Raw genomic sequence first — 19,802 nt, 5'->3', positions numbered from 1 at the left:
TATTCAGTAAAATAATTATCAACATATATCATCATTTCAAGGGGGTTCATTTTCCAGCATTATGCATAAATTTTGTTTTTTTATTTGTATTGTATTCATTCCGGTGTCCACATTTGCCCAAATTTCTCCTGAAGCATTGAAACAATGGGAAGACCGGAAATATTCCATGTTCATTCATTGGGGTATTTATGCCGAACTGGGAGGAATGTGGGACGGCAAGAAAGTAACACGCGGTTTAAGTGAGCAGATCCAGGCCCATGCCGGGATTTACAGCGACACCTATGCACAGGTGGCCAAACGCTTTAATCCTGTCAAATGGAATCCCGATTCAGTGGTATTACTGGCCAAACGGGCCGGGATGCATTCTATCGTGATTACATCCAAGCACCATGACGGATTTTGTATGTTCCATTCGGAATATACGGATTTTAATGTCGTAGATGCCACCCCATATAAACGGGATGTCCTGAAAGAACTATCAGAAGCATGTGCCCGGCACAACATGAAATTCGGATTGTATTTTTCCCTGATCGATTGGCATTATCCGCAGGCATCGCCTATATCCAGTCATAATTCGGATTACATCACCCCCGAACATTTTGAGTTCAACAAAAAACAAATCGGGGAATTGCTGACCGGTTACGGACCGATCTCGGAGTTATGGTTCGATATGGGTTCGCAAAGCTTTGAGCAAAGCCTTGAAATGCGAAAATGGGTGCACAGCATCCAGCCCGACTGTATGATTGGAAGCCGCCTGGGTAATGATATGAGCGATTTTATGGTCATGGGCGACAATCAGGAACCGAGTTATATCATTGGTGTTCCCTGGCAATCACCTGCTTCTTTTTTTCATGAAACATGGGGATATCGCTCATGGCAGGAACGCGGCAGTGTTACCAATAAAACCCGTGAAAAGCTGACCAGCCTGATACGGGTTTGCAGCCGCGGTGGAAATTACCTGCTGAACATAGGTCCACGCGGAGACGGATCAGTGGTGGAATTTGAAAAAGAGGTATTGCTGAACATCGGCAACTGGCTGGAAAAAAACGGTGAAGCCATATACGGAACCTTACCCGATCCTTTTCATGTTCCTTTTGAATGGGGGAGTATTACCACAAAAAACAATAAATTATTCCTGCATGTCCTGAATCGCCCGGAAGGCGATAACATATTACTTCCCGGATTAAAAGGTGACATCGAACAGGTATCGGTACTCGGTGAACATATATCCTGTTCCTACCAGAAAAAAGATAAAGGGATCTCCATAGAATTACCTGCTTCCGTAGATCCCGGAAAAGAAATAAAAGTGATTGAAATCGCTTTTAACGGAACCTATGAAGTGCCTCCGATCAATATTATCCCATATTCAAAAGGTATGGAACTGAACCAGCACAATGCGTTCAAGTATTACAGCAATAGCGGGATCGATTATAACTCACGTTACCGCAGTACCATCAAGGAAGAATGGACCATCAATCCTGCTAAAAAGGTAAAAAGTATTCCGGTATTATATTATACGGACGAAGAAAAGGGAAAAGCTATTGACCTGCAACTAGGTGATCAGACTTTTACTGTGAGACTGGATGATGGTGAACAGGTGAAATTAAACAGTAATATTACCGGACTGGCGTGGGGGCCTATTTATCTGCAAGGTCCGTTATGGTCTGGGATAGATGGACTTCATGGTGAAAAAGACAATATCGATCTGGCTGTTCCCTGGGGAAATACCGGGAAAATGTGGGAAAGGACCAATTGGAAAAACAATGAAATATATGTTCAACCCGGTGGTTTAAGACAGGCTTGGTACTTGTTGCAGGAAATAACTTCTCCTAAGGATCAACAAATACTGGTTTCTGTTACATCTTCCGACGGAATAATGGTATTACTGAACGGAAGAACAGAAATGCTACATAATAATCCGTATAAAAAAGAGTATATGCAGGATCTGGTATTATTAAATTTGAAAGAAGGTAAAAACCAATTACTGGTAAAATGTTTTAATAATTTCCAGAAGGAAGCACAAATGGGGATCGGGAATCATGTCTCCCAGTATTTGTATGTAAAAAAGCTGGCTCCGGTAGTACTCAGGAAAGGAAAATATTTCCCCATCAGCTGGAAACTGAGCGAACCGGTTACTCCTCATGAAACGCTTAATCTTCCTAATCTGGTACTAAAGTTTGAATGAATATGGGTAAAAATGTGAAAGAATTGATGGATAACGATATTTTCGCTAAACATTGCGGAATAGAACTGGTTGAAGTCTCCGAAGGATCAGCCATTGCCAGAATGAAAATCCGGCCTTACCACCTGAACGGAGTAGGGATTGTCCAGGGAGGAGCTGTTTATACCCTTGCCGATCTTGCTCTGGCAGCAGCCTCGAATTCATATGAACAAGTCGCAGTGGGGCTGACTTCCAATATTTCATATTTCAAAGCAGAATCATCCGGGATACTGTTCGCAAAAGCAACAGAAATATCCTTACGTCGGACCGTGGCTACCTATCAGGTAAATGTAACCAATGAACAGGATGAATTGATCGCCTCCTTTCAAGGTACGGTATACAGAAAACCAAACAAGGGTTAGCACCTTACGGAAATCCGCAGAATTGCGAAGAAATTATTGAATATGAAATAGGGGTTGTTTATAATGCAACCCCTATTTCATATTTGGGATCAACCATCATAAGGCCGGGGTAAATTTTGCCAGCAGGTATAAACCGTCTTTACCTGCTACCACTTTATGTAAAGTATTTGCAGGAATTACACAAGTTCTTCCGACTGAATAATGTATCTTTTCATCCTCAAGGTACATGATTCCATTTCCTCCGACCACTTCATGAATTTCAATTTTTCCGTCATGCAAATGGGTATCCAATACATAATTCGGTTCTATTTTTACGATATGGCAGCTTAATTGATCGCCGGTATCTTTCCCGGTAACTAAATTTTTGAGATAAACTCCCTTGAATGTCGGATGAGGATTCCAGGCCAACGCAGTAACCTCAACATGCTTTTCTTTAAAATAAACTTTGCCGGACAATACCTTTTCCAGAAAGGTTTTTTCATCTTTAATAGCATCTTTACCTTGTGCCATCACAAATATACCCAATGACACGACCATTAATAACAGAAACATTCCCTTTTTCATATACCTGAATTTTAAGATTTACAGATACAAAGGTATGCCTGTCGATTCCCTGTCAATTGTAAATTCTTGCTATTGTCGGGTGACGGATTCCTGGTATTCTTTGGGAGATACTGCCATATATGCCTGAAAAGTCCTGATAAAATGGCTGCTGTCATAAAATCCGGTTTCAATGGCCGTATCGAAAACAGGATTTTTTTGTTGCAGGCTTCTATAAGAGTTACTCAACCGATATTGTCTCAGATAATTATGAGGTGACAAGCCTGTTATCTTTTTAAACAGGCGACAAAAATGATAAGTACTCATACAAGCATGGGCAGCCATATCTTTTACCGATATCTGGGATGAATAATGATCATGAATGTATTCCATGGTCTTTTTGATAAAACCCTCATCAAAAGGAAAATTCCCGGATGATATGCCGTGTGTATCGACCAGATACTGGTAGAAGCGAAGCCATTTCCCAGAAAGTTTATGTACCTCATGATCTTTTATGGCATCAAACAATTGAAGGAATAAATCGATACAGGTATCAGATGCAATGACATTGTCAAATGCACAGTTGTTTAAATTTTCTCCCTTAACTGTTATGGCGATATAATCGTGTGGTGTCATCTGATCGATGGCATGGGACTGATACCGGCGGATGACAAATATTTCCTGCTGACGGATGATCCGGGGAACTCCCGACAGTACCATGTTCCGTTGTCCTTTTGTAATGAGGCCTATACACAGGGAATCATGTATGTGTACCGGGAATTTATGAGATACATCATTTCCGACAACAGCATCAAATTTTAAAGCCAGCGCTTCAGAACAGACAGAATAAAAAATCAAATTTGTATTTTTACCTTTCAAATGATATGGATATATTTAAGCACTCAGTGCTATTTATCATTTCATTAAGTCGCATTGATAGAATGGATTACGCTCAGCAAATATGACAGTAATTGTTTTATATTACTTATCTCAAAAATACATCTAAATATCGGAAATCAGATCAGCATAATCAACGTTATAAAATTGTAATAAATCCGGAACCGCCATGCTTATACCCATCGACCACATTCAGATCACTGTAAAAGATATAAAGGCCGCAGAACCTTTTTATGACCGGTTAATGCCTATATTGGGCTATGACCTGGAAAACAAGATCAGTGTACCCATCCCGCAAAACGATCTATACGTAGTTGAATATCTGCATCCCCAGATGGACTTCGGGATATGCTCTCCCCGTGAAGCTTTCCGGAACGATACTGTCCATCGCCGTAAACCCGGTTCAATACACCATATCGCTTTCAGGGCTGACAACAGGCAACATATTGACGAACTGTACGGAAAGATAAAAGAAATACCGGGAGTCAGGATCGTAAGTCCGCCACGTATCTATGAAGAACACGGACCGGATTATTACGCGTTATTTTTTAAAGACCCGGATGGAATTAAGTTCGAGATCGTTTATAACCAACCCATCGGATAATAGAACAGATTGCCTGATCAAGATACTCTAATCCTGAACTAAAGCGGTCATTTTATATGAATTCCAACAGATATTTGCACAAAATCATTTTCATCATTCATAATATGAGTGACTTAAAAATATGCAATGTGCAACTTAGCGACAGCGATTTCATGACCAAAGGGAGTAATAAACAATAAACAATTATCAATAAACAATTATCAATAATCAATTATATAGTGTCTTGCCTCCCGATATAGGAATACCTATTCCTTAACGGCATCCTTATATTTGTCGGCCAATTCCCGTTCGGAATATATATAAACAAGGTTACCGATCGGGTCTTTTACGCTGAAAGCCCGGTCGCCCCATTCATGGTCCGTGATTTCTTCGAAAAAAACTATATCGGTACGATTCAGCTGCTCATAGCATGCATCTACATCTTCCACCATCATGTTCAATGTGATGCCCCCGGCAAAAGTATCGCGTGTCAATTCATCGCTGCCCTGGAAAGACAGGTACATCGGTACGGTATTGTCGCTCCCGAGCCGTACCATTACATACCACCCAGCATCAAAGGCAACAGTAGTCTGAAAATATTTACTATAAAAATCCACACACTCTTTGATCTTATCTGTGTGAAAAGTAATGGATAAATCTTTGAATTTCATTTTATCGATCTTGTTAATACAGTAATTCTTTTTTTCACTTCGTCGACCAGCCCGGCAGGGCTTATGATCTCTACCTGATCCACGAATGATACCAGCCATTTGGCAAACTGGCTGAGTGAATCTACCCGGAATACCTGACTGAAATATTCCCCGTCCGCTTCTTCATGATAAAACCCGAACGAATATTTCGACATACCCATATCGCATACAGCATCCCTATGTGTCCGTAATATTACCTCTGTTTCAGGTTCCGAATAATAAATTCGCTTTATCAGTTGATCCAGTGGCGAATGTTTTTTAGAAAAACGGGTATCCAATATTTCTATCCGGCTCACTCTTCCCAGATGAAAGGTACGATAGTCCGACCTCAGGGTACACCATGCAAGGATATACCATTTGCCTCCCATAAAGAAAATCCCCTGCGGTTCGACAGTCCGAATGGTGGTCTGATGACTATAGCCCGCAGTATAAACGATCCCCACCTGCCTTTGTTCCAGTATACTCCTGAGCACAGGCTGTAATACATTGGAAGGAACAGGCGGAGGTGCATTGTGAATGGTCGGGACGCGGATATATTGATCCAGATCGAACAAACAATCCTTATCCACCGTTTTGAGCACTGCCCGTATCTTGTCCATGCCGTTGCGAAATACTACGGAGGTGTCTGCATCTGTCTGGTAAAGCACCAACTTCTCGGCCATCAGGAAGGAGATAGCCTCCTCTGCGGTGAACATCAGCGGCGGTAACTTAAATCCATCCACCAGTGAATAGCCTGTTCCTGCTTCCGCACAAATCGGGACTCCGGATTCTTCAAGCGAACGGATATCGCGGTAGACGGTCCGCAGGCTCACACCGAACTGACCGGCGATTTCCTGAGCGGTAACTACCGGAGCTGATTGAAGCTTTACCAATATGGCTGACATCCGTTCGAGCCTGTTCATCTGTTATATTTTACCTGATCCCCACAAAGATATCAACTTCTGCGTGATCGGGATCAGATCCGTCGCATTTATAGTACTCAAAATCCGCCTGGTATTTCCGGTCAAGTTTTGATTGCCATACTTTCATCCAGCCTTGTTGGATGATGCCTTCCGATAAATTACCTTCAACAATGGTTTTGGCATAACGGCCACCCTCTATCACTACGGCCTTCATCCCTTCGGGGATATTATCCGTACTTCGTACCGGACAACCGATCACCATTGTATAAGGTGCCATCGCATCGCCCTCGTATTCGGTATAAACAGCATAGAGAACATTGCTGGTCTTACCGGGGATCTTGGACATAATGTCCTCATCCCAGAAACGTTTCCAGAGGTTTCCTATGTCATTGGTGGATTGTTGTACTAAGTTCGATGTCCGTACCGCAATGCCCATAATAGAGACAGGTTCCAGTGTAACGGTTTCAAAAACCGCTTCCTCCGCCAGCATGATCCGGGCCTCATCAGGGATGAACTCTACCAGGCAATACTGCGCCCCGTCGGGTCCTTCCTTAAAGTAATCATACATATAATCTACCCACTTTGCTTTTTTCAGCGCTTTATCATCCACGACAACGGCTTTGCCTTTCAGGAACATCTGACTGTTACCATCTGTGTACATCACCTCGCAGCGGGGATCAGACAATATATTCGCAATTTTACTGCTTGCCGAATCAGTCGCGAAATATAACTTACCCATCGTTTGCCCGGGCATATTATTGAGGCAGGACAACCTTGCACCCGTATCAGGGTGATTGGTAGCCACAACACCGTACATCTGCGCATTGATAAAATCTTCTGCTGTCTTTTTTTGCTCATCGCTGAGGCCTGCAATGCCTCCCATGTGAAATAATCTAAGGTCCATTTTTCTTTTATTTTTAGTGGTTTTGGACAAAAGTAATGACACCGGGTGACAACAGTATGTCAGTAGGAAAATGATCTGTTTATTTTTTATGCGTCCGATAAAAATGAAACCTTACAACCAAAAAACAACTTTTCACATGAAAGATTAACGATGATTCTCCGCCGGCCTTTCAACCTTTTTTTACACGTCCCTTATTACGTTGTGCCAGTATATTTTCGAATTGTTCCGCACAAACGGTATGGTCTTTTACAAACGGCGCATAAACTTCTTCCCCGTTGATGAGTATCAACGCATCGATGCGGTCGAGCACATCACAGTAGCACCGATCGGCTTCCACACGTACCTCTTTCATATGCTGACTGGTACTGACGGCTGTTTCATCATCATGATCCTTCATCAGCGCATCGAATGCCTTATTTTCTGTATCCAGCTGGCTGGCCAGGTCGGATAATCTCAGGATGTCCACCTCGTCGGCCCTGATATAGATATCCTGCAGGAAATTATTGATGGAAGTTGTTTCCTGATTGTAGGGCATACGGGCAATATCCCCGTACTGGTCGAGAATGATCTGCAGGCGGCCGGCAGCTTCCCGTCTGGTGCCGTCGAAATGGTTATGGTAGGATTTCACGGAATCGGCAAATCCCCGGAACAGGCTGTCTCGCGCGTTATCAGCCTCAGCCATCTGCTCGGTGGCAGCATTTTTACGGATGATTTTCAATGCTTCACCGGCATTGGTATAAAAGGTCAGGAAATCGTTGAATGGTTGTTCGATTTTCAGCGCTTGGGGTGTATACTGTTCAACAACATCCTTAAATTCAGTGTGAAGTTGAAACCATTCTTCATTACGCAGATTTTCAGTTCTGATTCGTTTGCATCTCATGGTAAGTTGCTTTAATAGTTTGTATTTGTCTATCGCAGCAAATATACGGGTTTATTCTTAAATGTTAAACAAAATGAATGGATTTTTTTATTTTCCCTTTTAAAAGATAAGCGTAAACATTCTTATATTTAACCGAAACACTACTCTTTTCAACCATTTGCCGACTAAGCTGACAGGCTCCAATGCGTTTATTCGGGAATAATGCCGGACATCATTATATTCCTTATTTTTATGCCTATTGTCTTTTTCATACAGCAAAAGAATATTCGGAAAGGGATCCTGTTACTTTTATAAAATTGTACAATAAAGCCGCCGAACAATCAGATGATGAATATGTTTTCTCTTCGGAATTTATAGGGAATATTGATTGATTATCGCAATATAGACAATAGCTCAAACAACCTCTATATATGAGGAATCAAATCGACGGTTGTCTTCCAAATGTTCGAAATCCGGAAAGAAAAGCCGGATAACCCTGATGGTCCATCATATCCGACATTGAAGATATACAAAATTACTGCCCGGTAGCTTCTTTCCTGAACTCTAACGGCGACTTACCCGTATGTTTCTTAAAAAACTTGCTGAATGAGGCCTGATCGGAGAAGTTCAGTTCTTCGGATATTTGCTGGACAGACAGGTTGAGATTGCGAAGCAGTATCTTTGCTTCACTCATGATAACTTCACCGATAAGTTTAATGGGAGTTTTTCCTGTTGCCTGTTTTATGGTTCGTGAAAGATAAACAGGTGTAATACATAGTTCGTTGGCATAAAAAGCAACTTCGTGTTCCGTTTTGTAATTGTGAAATACCAACTCGAAAAACTGCATTGTCAGTTCTTCGTAATGATTGGGAGTCCGATAAGAAGTTTCTTCAGATAGTTTCCGCAATTTGATTTCCCTTATTTCGGCCGTCAGGTTACTTAATTCGTTTCTCACGAGAACATGCTGAGAATGGTGTTCTTTCCTGCGGATATTATTCCGGAGCCTTTCAACAATTCCCAGAAGGAGGTTAAATTCATCGTCATCCAGTTTGGAAACAGGATTCAATCTTTGCGATTGGAGCATCTTTGGTGAGGGAAATTCTTCATCTTTAACAACACTCCGGAAAAACTCCCTGTTTACTACTACATGGTAGCCCTTAAAATCTTCGGAAGCATATACGCTGTTGGTGACATGAATACCGACTATAACGGAGATCATGTTCTTTTTAAGCCGGTAAGGAATGTAATCCACGGTCATATTAAATTCACCTTCCTGCACCAACATTACGGTAAATGCTTCAAGCTGGAAAGGCATCAGGTGACGGGTGGTGTGTTCGTCAGCCAGCTTCCTCATCATTACTACAGTCAGCTCATCATTATAGGTATTAACTTCTTCATCGGTAAATTTCAGATTCTTAAGAAAGTCTGAATAATTCACTCTTTTACACTCTTCCATTTTGCTTTTTTATATCTACAAAGAAATAGAATTATTTGCAACCGGACAATAGTCAAAAATGGACAAATTATTATCAATTACAAACAAAAACATCTCTATTTCAATCATTTATTGAAAAAATGGACAAATTATTATCAGTTTAAACCATTTCGGTTTCCATGTTTTCCACTGAACTTTGTAACAAACAAATTAACCATGGAAATGAAAGACAGAATTATAAATACAGCAAGTACCCTTTATGCCAGGTATGGTATAAAAGGGATCAGTATGGACCAGGTTGCAAAAAGCCTGAATATTTCGAAAAGGACCATTTATGAAAACTTCGAAAGTAAAGAAGAACTGGTATTGGAAGTGGTGAAAACATCGGCAGAGCATCTGATGAAAACAATCAACGGAGTAGAGAAACAATCCCGTTCACCTTTGGAACACCTCATTCTCGTCAGTCTCAATATATCCAATTTCCTTCATGCATTTTGTCCTGCATTTTACAAAAATATAGTCAATTACGATGATGCCTGTAAATATCTGGAAAGCAAAAAAGTCCATTTCAGTGAGAAGTGCCGTACCCTTTTCGAGGAAGGTAAAAAATCAGGAGTTTTCCTTCCCGATCAGAATTATGATGTCATCAGTTCCATATTTCTGATCCAATTTGAAAACAATTACAATTATCAGCCTGCACTTACTTTCACTTTTCTGCGCGGAATATGCACAGAAAAAGGAATTGCCGAATTGCAACAATATTCAGATATCTATCATGTAGCAAATATCAACCAAAAAATATATTCATAAAGCCATGAAAAATAGAAAATTAATGAAAACCATCGTATATGTCGCATTGACGGCATTGTTCCCTGCAATAGGGATATACGCACAGGCACCGGACGACACCCTAAAGCTTACGCTCGATGACGCCCTTAAAATCGCCATGAGCGAAAACCTGACCGTACAGGTGGCCGACCAAGAGATCACCAAGCAGGGATATGCAAAAAAAGGAACCTATGCATCGCTGTTCCCACAGGTGGACCTTACGGGAAGTTACCAGCGCACCCTGTCAAAACAAGTAATGTATATGGATGGAATGGGCGTGTCCGAAGGAATTGAAGTCGGGCGCGACAACAGCTGGTCGGGAGGTGTAGCAGCTTCTATGCCTCTGGTTTCGCCATCGTTGTGGAAAAGCCTTAAAATTTCAGCCCAGAATGTAGAGCTATCGGTCGAAAAAGCACGCTCATCACGTATCGACCTGATCGACCAGGTAAAACAGTCATATTACACAGTATTGCTGGCCCGCGATTCATACGGGGTTTACAAGGATGCCTACGATAATGCCGTCAGGAACTATGTCGACATTGAAAGGAAATTCAAAGAAGGGCTTTCGGCGGAATACGACCTGATACGCGCCAACGTAAGTGTGAAAAATGCCGAGCCCAGTATGTATGACGCCCAGAATTCACTGATACTGGCAAACTGGCAACTAAAAGCCGTAATGGGTCTTGACCTGGCAATTAATATTTCATGCGAAGGATCTCTTTCTGATTTTGAACATGAACTGGGACCGGAAGATCTTGCTGCCGGCTTGTCGCTCGAAAATAACAGCAGCCTGAAACAATTGGATATCCAGATCAAACAACTGGAAGAAACGGAAAAAATGCAGAAAGCACAGAATTACCCAACGCTGAATGCCCAGTTCTCGTACATGATGAATTCTACCAATAACGATTTCAAATTTCGCAATTACAGGTGGGATCCATACTCCTATGTGGGAGTTTCACTGAATATCCCGATTTTCTCAGGAGGTAAAAGGAATTCGGACATCAAACAGGCAAAAATCAATCTCGGACAACTGGAATTACAACGTACCGATACAGAACGTAACCTTCAGGTAAGCCTCAAACAATCGTTCGACCAGATGTCTACCTGTATCAAACAGTACCACTCGGCGCTTGCCGGCGTTAAGGAATCGGAAAAAGGGTATGAGATCACCATGACACGTTATGAATCGGGTGAAGGTACTTTGCTAGATATCAACGACTCTCAATTATCGATGACGCAAGCGCGTCTCAACCTCAACCAGTCTATCTATAATTACCTGATAGCCAAATCAAGTCTTGAAAAGATAATGGGAACAGGAGTTGAAAATGAAAAATGAAGAATGAAAAATTGATAATAATTTAATAAGTATAGAAATGAAAACTTTAGTAAAAACAATAACCGTTTTCTCCGTTACGCTCCTGGTGACATCATGCGGAGGAAGAAATGTCACTGAAGACAGTGATAACAGCGAAGAGATGATCAAAGTACGCGTCGTCGATGTGTCTGCCCGCGATATTGACCAGAAAGGAACTTTCAATGCCACCGTACAGGCTGAGGTAACCAATAACATTGCCCCTCAGACTTCAGTACGTATTAAAAAAGTATATGCCGAAGTCGGCGACCATGTGAAAGCAGGACAAAAGCTGGTGGATATGGATGCTGTAAACCTGAACCAGGCCAAACTGCAGATGGAAAATGACCGCCAGGAATTCGAACGTGTCGACCGGCTGTACCAGGTAGGTGGAACCTCAAAATCGAACTGGGACAAACAGAAACTGGCCTACGACCTTTCAAGGCAGTCATACGAAAACCTGATGGAAAATACTTCGCTGGTAAGTCCGATCGACGGGATCATCACCCAGCGTAACTATGACAACGGAGATATGTTTTCCATGGGCGCTCCCATCTACATTGTGGAACAGATCCGTCCCGTAAAGATCATCGTGGGTGTATCCGAATCGCTATATACCAGGGTTAAAAAGGGAATGAACGTGGAAATACAACTGGATGTGTATGGCGATGAAGTATTCAAAGGAACCGTTAAACTCGTTTATCCGAGCATTGATCCCGATACACATACCTTCCTTGTCGAAGTACAGATCAGCAACAGCGATGAACGTGTACGTCCCGGAATGTTCGCCCGTGTGACCTTTAACTATGGAAGCGAAAACCGTGTGATCGTTCCCGACAGGGCTGTGAGCAAGCAATCCGGCTCAGCCGACCGTTATGTATATGTCATCAACAATGGTGTTGCCGAATACCGGAAAGTAGAACTCGGACAACGTATCGGTACTGAATTCGAAGTACTCGACGGCCTGACAGACGGAGAAATAGTAGCCATAACAGGACAAAGCAGGCTCAATACGGGAACACGCGTCGAAATTGTTGATGAAACGCCGGAAAATCTTACGGCAAGCCATTACAACAACTAAAGTATCCGTTCCGGAAAATAAAAACAGTTAAAAAGAAGAGTCATGAGTATAACTTCAGGAGCAGTAAAGAAACCTGTCACCACAGCCCTCGTTTTTGTGGCGATAATGATACTGGGTGTATTCTCCTACACACGATTATCGGTAAGCCTTCTACCCGATATGGAAGAAAATTCCATTATGGTAATGACCACCTATGCCGGCGCCAGTGCCAGCGACGTAGAAATGAATGTGACCAAACCGCTGGAAAACGCTTTAAATAGCCTAAGTGACCTGAAACACATCACCTCCCAGTCAAAGGAAAATATTTCGGTGATCTCCCTCGAATTTGAGAACGGCATCGATATTACCGAAGCCACCAACGATGTACGCGACAAACTTGACCTGGTGAAATCATCGTTGCCCGACGATTCCGATAATCCCATACTTTTTAAGTTCGGCGCCGACGATATCCCGATACTTATCCTTTCGGCAACCGCCGACGAAAGCACAAACGCTTTGTACAAGATCCTCGACGACAAAATAGCCAATCCCCTGGGACGCATCAGCGGCGTGGGAACTGTTTCCATCAGTGGTGCTGCACAGCGTGAAGTCAATGTCTATTGCGACCCGTATAAATTGGAATCCTATGGTATCAGCATCGAGACCATATCATCCATCATAGCGGCAGAAAACAGGAATACCCCTGGAGGAACCGTCGATTTCGGCACCAACACCTATTCGTTGCGCATGCAAAGCGAATTTGTGACTGCCGATGAAATGCTCGACCTCGTCATCGGAAGTAAAAACGGAAATGCGATCTATCTGCGTGATGTGGCAAAAGTGGAAGATTCGGTGCAGGAACGCGCCCAGGAATCCTATACGAACGGAGTACGGGGAGCTACCATTATCATACAGAAACAATCAGGAGCTAATTCGGTAGATATTGCACAAAAGGTACATGAAGCTTTACCGAAGTTACAGAAAGATCTTCCTTCCGACATCGAAATCGGGGTGGTGATCGATACTTCCACCAACATCCTGAACACCATGAACTCGCTGATCGAAACGATCGGGTTCACCCTGTTGATCGTCGTACTTGTCGTCTTTGTTTTCCTGGGACGCTGGCGTGCTACTATTATCATCGCTATCACTATTCCCATATCATTGATAGGCGCGTTCATTTACCTTCTTGTGACCGGCAGTACCCTGAATATCATCTCTATGTCGGCTTTGTCGCTGGCCATTGGAATGGTGGTGGACGACGCTATTGTGGTATTGGAGAACATCACCACACACATCCAGCGGGGCAGCAGCCCGAAGCAGGCTTCCATATACGCCACCAAAGAAGTGATGCTATCGGTAATTGCCTCTACACTTACCATGTTGGCCGTATTCCTGCCGTTGACGATGATCTCGGGGCTGGCAGGAGAAATGTTCCGCCAATTGGGTTGGATCGTCAGTATCATTATGATCATCTCCACCACATCAGCCATTACGTTGATACCGATGATGAGTTCGAAGATGCTGCGCCTCGATAATAAAAAAGGAAAACTTTATATCTTATTCTTCACTCCTATTGAAAAAGCACTTTCAGCATTGGAAAACGGTTACGGCAGACTATTGAAATGGTCGGTAAACCACCGGAAATCAGTTGTATCTATTGCTTTTGCAGCATTCTTCGGAAGCTTGATGCTGTTACCCACGATCAAAACAGAATTCTTCCCGACACAGGATAACGCCCGCCTTTCCGTATCGCTCGAACTGCCTGTCGGAACTACCCAATCCATTACACGGGAAATCGCCATGCAGGTAAATAAGGAGTTCCGGGAAAAATATCCGGAAATAAATGTGATCAACTTTTCGCTGGGACAGGCTGATTCCGACAATACATTTGCCAATATGAGCGATAATGGCACACACATTATCAGCTATAATATTTCGTTGGTGAGCATAGAAGAACGCGAACGCGGGTTAACCGAAATAGCCGACCTGATGCGTCAAGACCTGGAAAAATACACCGAACTGAAAACCTATCAGGTAACAGCCGGTGGATCGAGCAGTATGGGTGGACAAACCGGAGTGGAAGTGGACATATACGGATTCGATTTCAGCTTTTCCGATGCCGTAGCCAACGAGCTGGCACAACGGATGAAAGCCCTGCCGGAATGTGCCGATGTGAGCATCAGTCGAGGCGACTATATCCCCGAGATACAGATTGATTTCGATCGTGAAAAGCTGGCGTTGAACGGCCTGAATGCCACTACCGTTTCGGGTTATGTCCGCAACCGTGTGAATGGTTCCGTGGCTTCTTACCTACGAGAAGACGGCGAAGAATACGATATCCGTATCCGTTACGCCCCGGAATTCCGGACAAAAGTAGAAGACATCGAAAATATCAAGGTGTACAATACGGCAGGCAAAGGGATTACAGTGCGCGAACTGGGAACAGTGGCAGAACGGATGACACCTCCTACCATAGAACGTAAAGACCGCGAACGTGTGGTGACTGTAACCGCCAACGCCAGCCAGGGAGTAGCGCTCAGCGAAATAGTAGAACTGGCACAAAATGAGATTTCACAAATGGAGATCCCATCCGATATCACCTTGAATATCGGCGGTAGCTACGAAGACCAACAGGATACATTTTCCGATCTTTTCACCTTGCTGGTATTGATCATCATTCTTGTATTCATTGTTATGGCTGCACAGTTCGAATCATTGGTCGACCCATTTGTCATCATGTTCTCCATACCATTCGCCTTCACGGGAGTATTCCTGGGACTATCCGTAACAGGGACATCACTGGGGGTTATGGCATTAGTCGGTTTGTTGATCCTCATGGGTATCGTGGTCAAGAACGGTATCGTACTGATCGACTATATCAAACTGTGTCGTGAAAGAGGCATGGGCATTGCCGAAGCCGTGGTTACAGGCGGAAAATCACGTCTACGCCCGATCCTGATGACCACACTCACCACTGTTTTGGGGATGTTACCGTTGGCACTCGGTCGCGGTGAAGGTTCTGAAATGTGGCGTTCAATGGGGATGACCGTGGCATGGGGACTTTCCATATCCACCCTGGTAACACTGGTATTGATACCTGTTGTGTACTGCATATTCGCCAGGATCCGTGAAAAAAGGAACCCTCAGAAGAACATACAGCTTGAAATACTCCATCAGCTGGGAGTAGAAAAATAAAAAACACGAAAGGTTAGCGAAAGCCAGAAAGCAGTCTTTATTTCGCACCTTTCCATTCATCTGATAAAGTAAAAATAAAATGAAAGCAATATTCATATCATTCAATCAGGCCTATTACGAATCCATTATCGCTGTTATGGAATACTGCAAAATACGCGGGTTCACACATTGGGACAATGTAGCGGGACGGGGCTCCAATACGGGAGAACCACATTATGGTGATCATGCATGGCCGACCCTGAACGGCGTTATCTGGACCATGGTGGAAGACGGAAAAGTAGACCAACTGCTCGACCTGCTCCACAAGCTCGATAACCAGACCGAACAACAGGGATTACGTGCATTTGTACTGAACGTAGAAAAAATGATCTGATATAATTTCAAGGTTTCGGATTCAAGGTCAGCTTTGAATCCGGAACTTTTAAAAATCAAAAATTGACATGGAACAGTTACCCGTAAAAACATTCAGGATAAAAAAGCAGAAAACAATTGGGATGCATATCATGCTGGTCTTACATCTGCTGGTCGTTATCGCCGCCTTTTACTTTAGTGCGGGATTTATCCCGGGTCCGAGGAAATTCTTTTTAATGTTGTTCGGACTTGTGGGAATAGGAGGTTGGTTCTTTTTCCTTTATGGGATCATCAACCTGCACAGGGAAAATTTCATCGGTTTTTTCATCTCGAAACGAGGGATGAACGATATTTCTACCGGACACAATTATGGTGTGATCCGTTGGGAAGATATCACAAATATTAAAATTGTCCCCGATGCGGAAAGCAAGAAACGCAATTATATTGCCGTAAAATTACGGAATCCCGAAAAGTATATTGCCCGAGAACCGTCCAACATTAAAAAGCGCTCCATGGTACTCAAGCTGCATTATTACGGAACCCCTGTCTGTTTCTCAAACAGGGGTCTGGATTGTTCGTTTGAGGAACTGGAGGAGGCAGTAATGCAATACTTTAAGGTGTATAGCAAAAAAAGTTTATGATCCGTACCAATGCGTCACAATTTATTCGGCAACTTTTACGCAAACCATTCTGGCCTGGTCGCGGACCAACAATTTACCGTCTGCCAAAGCGATCGGAGCCCAGTTTTGTGTGCTTCCCCCGGCCCTTGACATTCCTTCGGTATTAGCACCTCCTTCCGAAAGGACATCCGCTTTTGATATCTCCTTGAAAGCGGTCGGGTCGGGTTCTATCAGGTAAAGGGTTTTGAGACCATCGGTCGCCAGAAGTAAACCGTCGGCAAGGATCATACTGCCGCGGTCGAAATTGGGGTTTCGTCCGGTCTTCCACATGATTTTCCCGTCCTTATCCATGCATACAAGACCATCACGTTTCTGATTGGTACGGAACATTGCGTAAAAGTAACCGTTGTGGAAAAGAGGGGGTTTTGTCTGGTCACCAAATTCCAGCGTAGTAAAGATTTCAGATGTGTCAAATGTACCATCGGCTTTCTTATTCACCTGTATCATGGTTGCACCGCGCTCATAACCGCCAACGATCAGGAGCTTATTATCCCCGGCAGCAACCGGACATGGTACCGAAATATGGCAGTCCCATTCCGAATATTTCCATAGGATCTTTCCTGTAAGAGGGTCCAGACCGACCACATTACCCGGTGTAAGTGCCGCATCGCGGTTTGCGAAACGATTCGTAGATGAAGTAACCATAACGACTTGGTCTTCCCCATGAATTTTCAGCACTTTAGGACTTACATAGGTCTCATTCCCAAGGTTAGGGGTTTTCCAGACAACATTGCCGGTAAGTTTATTATAAGCCACTACACCCGCATCCGGAGCCTGCGAGGCGATAATAAGCAGATCCCCATAAATAAAAGGACACTGTGATATTGCCCATACCGGTATTTTTTCTCCGCCAAAGTCTTTCCATACATTTTTATTCCAAACAGGCTTTTGCGTGTTGATGCTGATACAGTACAAATCGCCGTAAGGACCACAAGAATAAACATGATTATCATCAACAACCGGCACGCTTCGTGAGCCGGGAAATGATACGGATCCCGGGGAATCGTAACTGAATTTCCAGAGTTCTTCGCCTGTTTTAAGATCAAAACACCGCATGATATCGCCCGTTTCATCATCCCGGTCGAGCAGGTATACTTTGCCGTTTTTGACAACGGGACCGCCATATCCTATGCCGACATCGACCGACCACAATACTTCGGGGCCGCTTTCAGGCCAGCTTCTTAACAAACCTTTCTGGGGTGACTTGCTATCCCTGTCGGGACCAAGGAACTGGGGCCAATCCTGAGCCGTTACTACCGGACAAAAAGAAGAAATATACAATGCTGCAATGGCTGTAAAAAGATACTTTATTTTCATGGGTTGTTTTCTTTTAATGTTAATGGCTTAATATATCGTGATCATCTATAATAGCTACCCAAAAGTAATAAGAAGGATGAATTAAACACTCACCTTCGGCTTCAAAACGAAAATATAAACCCTGAAAACGAATACATGAAAGTTCATGATTCAAAGTTCAATATTTAAGATTGGATAAAATTCGTCTTTAAAATATATTTTTTCGTTTTAATACACCACCTTATATCAGCGCATAATTAAGGCCTGCAATATGTTCATACCACTACCCGGACAGGGTTGTCCAAAAAGCTATTTTAGAGCGGAACGACGAAGCCCTCACATAAGTAATTACATATTACTTTCAATGAACCCGTAAGCCCGGTTCCAATCAACGTTCTCTACTTGTTTTACATGAATGTGGATTTTAGGAAAAACGCGTGCAAGCCATGGTAAAGATGATCAATCTACGGACCATTTATTTTTCCCGTATGAAGGGGGCAGGTTTTCTTTCCCGAATTCATAGTTGGGGGCAGGTCCCATGACAAATTCCAGTTGTCCTCCTTTTGCCAGTTCATCATGAGTGATCCAGGCCCTGTCCAGAGGTGCGCCATTTAACGTTGCCTGTTGGATATAAACATTTTCCGGACTATTGTTGAGGGCTTTAATCGAAAACCTTTTTCCCGTATAAAAGTCCGGATCCAATTGTATATTTATCTCCTCGAATACCGGAGAGGTCAGAATGTATATGTTATCTCCGGGATTCACCGGATGTAACCCCATAGCTGCCAAAATGTACCAGGCGCTCATCTGTCCTACGTCTTCGTTGCCGCAAAGTCCCATCACATCTGTTCCGTATGCTCCCGAACATATTTTACGTGTCCATTTTTGAGTGAGCCATGCATTTCCGGTATAGGCAAACATAAACGGTACATGGTGTACGGGCTCGTTCGGATGATTGTAGTAATCATTCCAGAGAAAATCATCCGGAGTATGATCAAAGAATGCTGTAAGTTTATTTATAAATTTCCGGTACCCCAGCAAATCGATAAATCCATAGATATCATGAGGAACAAACCATCCCTGCTGCAACGGATTCGATTCAACACAATATAAATCATGACTGGTTTCTCCTCTCCATTCCCCAAACTTTCCTTCTTTTTTCCTTCCTACAAACCATTGAATAGAGTCATTCCATATGTTATGATAGTTTAGGGATTTCCGGAGATAGGCCTCTGCAAGATCTTTCTTATTTAACAATCCGGCAAATTCACCCACACACCAGTCCGAGTATGCATACTCAAGGGTATGAGATATGGAGTTCGGCGTATATCCTAAATCCCCGTTTCCAAATTTATTGACGGTATTCAAGCAATATTCCAGGGCCATATCTTTATCCCATTCTCGGATATTTTTCCGGTATGCATCCAGGATCACGGAAACTGCCGGGTTACCGATCATACAACCGGAATAAGAGTTCATTATTTCCCATCTTTCCAGATATTCTTTCCCACTTAATTCGGCCAGGTTTATCAATGAGTTTATCTCATCATTTACCATACGTGGATTAATGATTGTCTGTAATGGAAACTGGCTTCTGAATACATCCCACCCACTGAATATGG

General features: G+C 43.1%; 18 protein-coding genes. 9 read left to right on the top strand and 9 right to left on the bottom strand.

Annotation, left to right across the window (positions count from 1 at the left end; all coding sequences use genetic code 11):
• The first annotated feature begins 61 nt into the window (after positions 1–61).
• Both LBQ60_11070 and LBQ60_11065 read left to right on the top strand, forming a co-directional pair.
• Positions 62–2,185 carry an alpha-L-fucosidase gene (locus LBQ60_11070; GenBank protein ID MDR2038452.1) on the top strand — a complete coding sequence of 708 codons (2,124 nt, stop codon included), beginning with the start codon at positions 62–64 and terminating at the stop codon, positions 2,183–2,185.
• 2 nt (positions 2,186–2,187) lie between these two features.
• On the top strand, positions 2,188–2,583 hold the full coding sequence (locus LBQ60_11065) for a PaaI family thioesterase (GenBank protein MDR2038451.1): 396 nt from the start codon (positions 2,188–2,190) through the stop codon (positions 2,581–2,583).
• Positions 2,584–2,679: 96 nt separating this feature from the next.
• On the opposite strand, the gene LBQ60_11060 is transcribed toward LBQ60_11065, so the two are convergent.
• Entirely contained in the window at positions 2,680–3,147 is a 468-nt protein-coding gene (locus LBQ60_11060; GenBank protein MDR2038450.1) for an AraC family ligand binding domain-containing protein, read from the bottom strand.
• A 69-nt stretch (positions 3,148–3,216) separates the two neighbouring features.
• Positions 3,217–3,981: an AraC family transcriptional regulator gene (locus LBQ60_11055; GenBank protein ID MDR2038449.1), complete on the bottom strand. Its 765-nt coding sequence runs from the start codon at positions 3,979–3,981 to the stop codon at positions 3,217–3,219.
• Positions 3,982–4,189: 208 nt separating this feature from the next.
• Between LBQ60_11055 and LBQ60_11050 the strand changes: the two genes are divergently transcribed.
• Positions 4,190–4,624, top strand: coding sequence for a VOC family protein (locus LBQ60_11050; GenBank protein ID MDR2038448.1), 435 nt, complete (start codon positions 4,190–4,192; stop codon positions 4,622–4,624).
• A gap of 245 nt (positions 4,625–4,869) precedes the next feature.
• On the opposite strand, the gene LBQ60_11045 is transcribed toward LBQ60_11050, so the two are convergent.
• From LBQ60_11045 to LBQ60_11025, 5 genes are all read right to left on the bottom strand, one after another.
• On the bottom strand, positions 4,870–5,274 hold the full coding sequence (locus LBQ60_11045) for a VOC family protein (GenBank protein MDR2038447.1): 405 nt from the start codon (positions 5,272–5,274) through the stop codon (positions 4,870–4,872).
• Positions 5,271–6,215: a YafY family transcriptional regulator gene (locus LBQ60_11040; protein MDR2038446.1), complete on the bottom strand. Its 945-nt coding sequence runs from the start codon at positions 6,213–6,215 to the stop codon at positions 5,271–5,273. Before LBQ60_11040 ends, LBQ60_11045 begins: the two co-directional genes overlap by 4 nt.
• Positions 6,216–6,225: 10 nt before the next feature.
• On the bottom strand, positions 6,226–7,119 hold the full coding sequence (locus LBQ60_11035) for an effector binding domain-containing protein (protein ID MDR2038445.1): 894 nt from the start codon (positions 7,117–7,119) through the stop codon (positions 6,226–6,228).
• A 169-nt stretch (positions 7,120–7,288) separates the two neighbouring features.
• Positions 7,289–7,999 carry a DUF6261 family protein gene (locus LBQ60_11030; GenBank protein ID MDR2038444.1) on the bottom strand — a complete coding sequence of 237 codons (711 nt, stop codon included), beginning with the start codon at positions 7,997–7,999 and terminating at the stop codon, positions 7,289–7,291.
• 514 nt (positions 8,000–8,513) lie between these two features.
• Positions 8,514–9,434 (bottom strand): helix-turn-helix domain-containing protein, encoded by a 921-nt coding sequence (locus LBQ60_11025; protein ID MDR2038443.1) that lies wholly within the window; start codon positions 9,432–9,434, stop codon positions 8,514–8,516.
• A 201-nt stretch (positions 9,435–9,635) separates the two neighbouring features.
• On the opposite strand from LBQ60_11025, the gene LBQ60_11020 reads away from it, so the two are divergent.
• From LBQ60_11020 to LBQ60_10995, 6 genes are all read left to right on the top strand, one after another.
• A complete protein-coding gene (locus LBQ60_11020) occupies positions 9,636–10,223 on the top strand; it encodes a TetR/AcrR family transcriptional regulator (GenBank protein MDR2038442.1) in 588 nt (195 codons plus the stop codon).
• 4 nt (positions 10,224–10,227) lie between these two features.
• Entirely contained in the window at positions 10,228–11,580 is a 1,353-nt protein-coding gene (locus tag LBQ60_11015) for a TolC family protein (protein MDR2038441.1), read from the top strand.
• Positions 11,581–11,617: 37 nt separating this feature from the next.
• Positions 11,618–12,676 (top strand): efflux RND transporter periplasmic adaptor subunit, encoded by a 1,059-nt coding sequence (locus LBQ60_11010; GenBank protein MDR2038440.1) that lies wholly within the window; start codon positions 11,618–11,620, stop codon positions 12,674–12,676.
• A gap of 42 nt (positions 12,677–12,718) precedes the next feature.
• Entirely contained in the window at positions 12,719–15,853 is a 3,135-nt protein-coding gene (locus LBQ60_11005) for an efflux RND transporter permease subunit (GenBank protein ID MDR2038439.1), read from the top strand.
• Between the two features lie 79 nt (positions 15,854–15,932).
• Positions 15,933–16,226, top strand: coding sequence for a hypothetical protein (locus LBQ60_11000; GenBank protein ID MDR2038438.1), 294 nt, complete (start codon positions 15,933–15,935; stop codon positions 16,224–16,226).
• 67 nt (positions 16,227–16,293) lie between these two features.
• Entirely contained in the window at positions 16,294–16,845 is a 552-nt protein-coding gene (locus tag LBQ60_10995) for a hypothetical protein (protein ID MDR2038437.1), read from the top strand.
• Between the two features lie 21 nt (positions 16,846–16,866).
• Here the strand turns inward: LBQ60_10995 and LBQ60_10990 are convergent, their stop codons facing one another.
• Both LBQ60_10990 and LBQ60_10985 read right to left on the bottom strand, forming a co-directional pair.
• The gene (locus LBQ60_10990) at positions 16,867–18,201 is read right to left on the bottom strand and encodes a PQQ-like beta-propeller repeat protein (GenBank protein ID MDR2038436.1); all 1,335 of its coding nucleotides are present in this window, start codon (positions 18,199–18,201) and stop codon (positions 16,867–16,869) included.
• A 438-nt stretch (positions 18,202–18,639) separates the two neighbouring features.
• Positions 18,640–19,802: glycoside hydrolase family 92 protein (locus LBQ60_10985; GenBank protein MDR2038435.1), on the bottom strand; the 1,163-nt coding region annotated here is incomplete at its 5' end.

Source organism: Bacteroidales bacterium (genome assembly GCA_031275285.1).
GTDB lineage: Bacteria > Bacteroidota > Bacteroidia > Bacteroidales > UBA4181 > JAIRLS01.
Note: the sequence above shows the minus strand (reverse complement) of the source record. Positions and strands in the feature narration are given on the sequence as shown.

What these genes read in the sequence shown, in the direction of transcription:
- LBQ60_11070 (MDR2038452.1), top strand. Translation starts at nt 62, where the DNA reads ATGCATAAATTTTGTTTTTTTATTTGTATTGTATTCATTCCGGTGTCC.
- LBQ60_11065 (MDR2038451.1), top strand. Translation starts at nt 2,188, where the DNA reads ATGGGTAAAAATGTGAAAGAATTGATGGATAACGATATTTTCGCTAAA.
- LBQ60_11060 (MDR2038450.1), bottom strand. Translation starts at nt 3,147, where the DNA reads ATGAAAAAGGGAATGTTTCTGTTATTAATGGTCGTGTCATTGGGTATA.
- LBQ60_11050 (MDR2038448.1), top strand. Translation starts at nt 4,190, where the DNA reads ATGCTTATACCCATCGACCACATTCAGATCACTGTAAAAGATATAAAG.
- LBQ60_11045 (MDR2038447.1), bottom strand. Translation starts at nt 5,274, where the DNA reads ATGAAATTCAAAGATTTATCCATTACTTTTCACACAGATAAGATCAAA.
- LBQ60_11040 (MDR2038446.1), bottom strand. Translation starts at nt 6,215, where the DNA reads ATGAACAGGCTCGAACGGATGTCAGCCATATTGGTAAAGCTTCAATCA.
- LBQ60_11035 (MDR2038445.1), bottom strand. Translation starts at nt 7,119, where the DNA reads ATGGACCTTAGATTATTTCACATGGGAGGCATTGCAGGCCTCAGCGAT.
- LBQ60_11030 (MDR2038444.1), bottom strand. Translation starts at nt 7,999, where the DNA reads ATGAGATGCAAACGAATCAGAACTGAAAATCTGCGTAATGAAGAATGG.
- LBQ60_11025 (MDR2038443.1), bottom strand. Translation starts at nt 9,434, where the DNA reads ATGGAAGAGTGTAAAAGAGTGAATTATTCAGACTTTCTTAAGAATCTG.
- LBQ60_11020 (MDR2038442.1), top strand. Translation starts at nt 9,636, where the DNA reads ATGAAAGACAGAATTATAAATACAGCAAGTACCCTTTATGCCAGGTAT.
- LBQ60_11015 (MDR2038441.1), top strand. Translation starts at nt 10,228, where the DNA reads ATGAAAAATAGAAAATTAATGAAAACCATCGTATATGTCGCATTGACG.
- LBQ60_11010 (MDR2038440.1), top strand. Translation starts at nt 11,618, where the DNA reads ATGAAAACTTTAGTAAAAACAATAACCGTTTTCTCCGTTACGCTCCTG.
- LBQ60_11005 (MDR2038439.1), top strand. Translation starts at nt 12,719, where the DNA reads ATGAGTATAACTTCAGGAGCAGTAAAGAAACCTGTCACCACAGCCCTC.
- LBQ60_11000 (MDR2038438.1), top strand. Translation starts at nt 15,933, where the DNA reads ATGAAAGCAATATTCATATCATTCAATCAGGCCTATTACGAATCCATT.
- LBQ60_10995 (MDR2038437.1), top strand. Translation starts at nt 16,294, where the DNA reads ATGGAACAGTTACCCGTAAAAACATTCAGGATAAAAAAGCAGAAAACA.
- LBQ60_10990 (MDR2038436.1), bottom strand. Translation starts at nt 18,201, where the DNA reads ATGAAAATAAAGTATCTTTTTACAGCCATTGCAGCATTGTATATTTCT.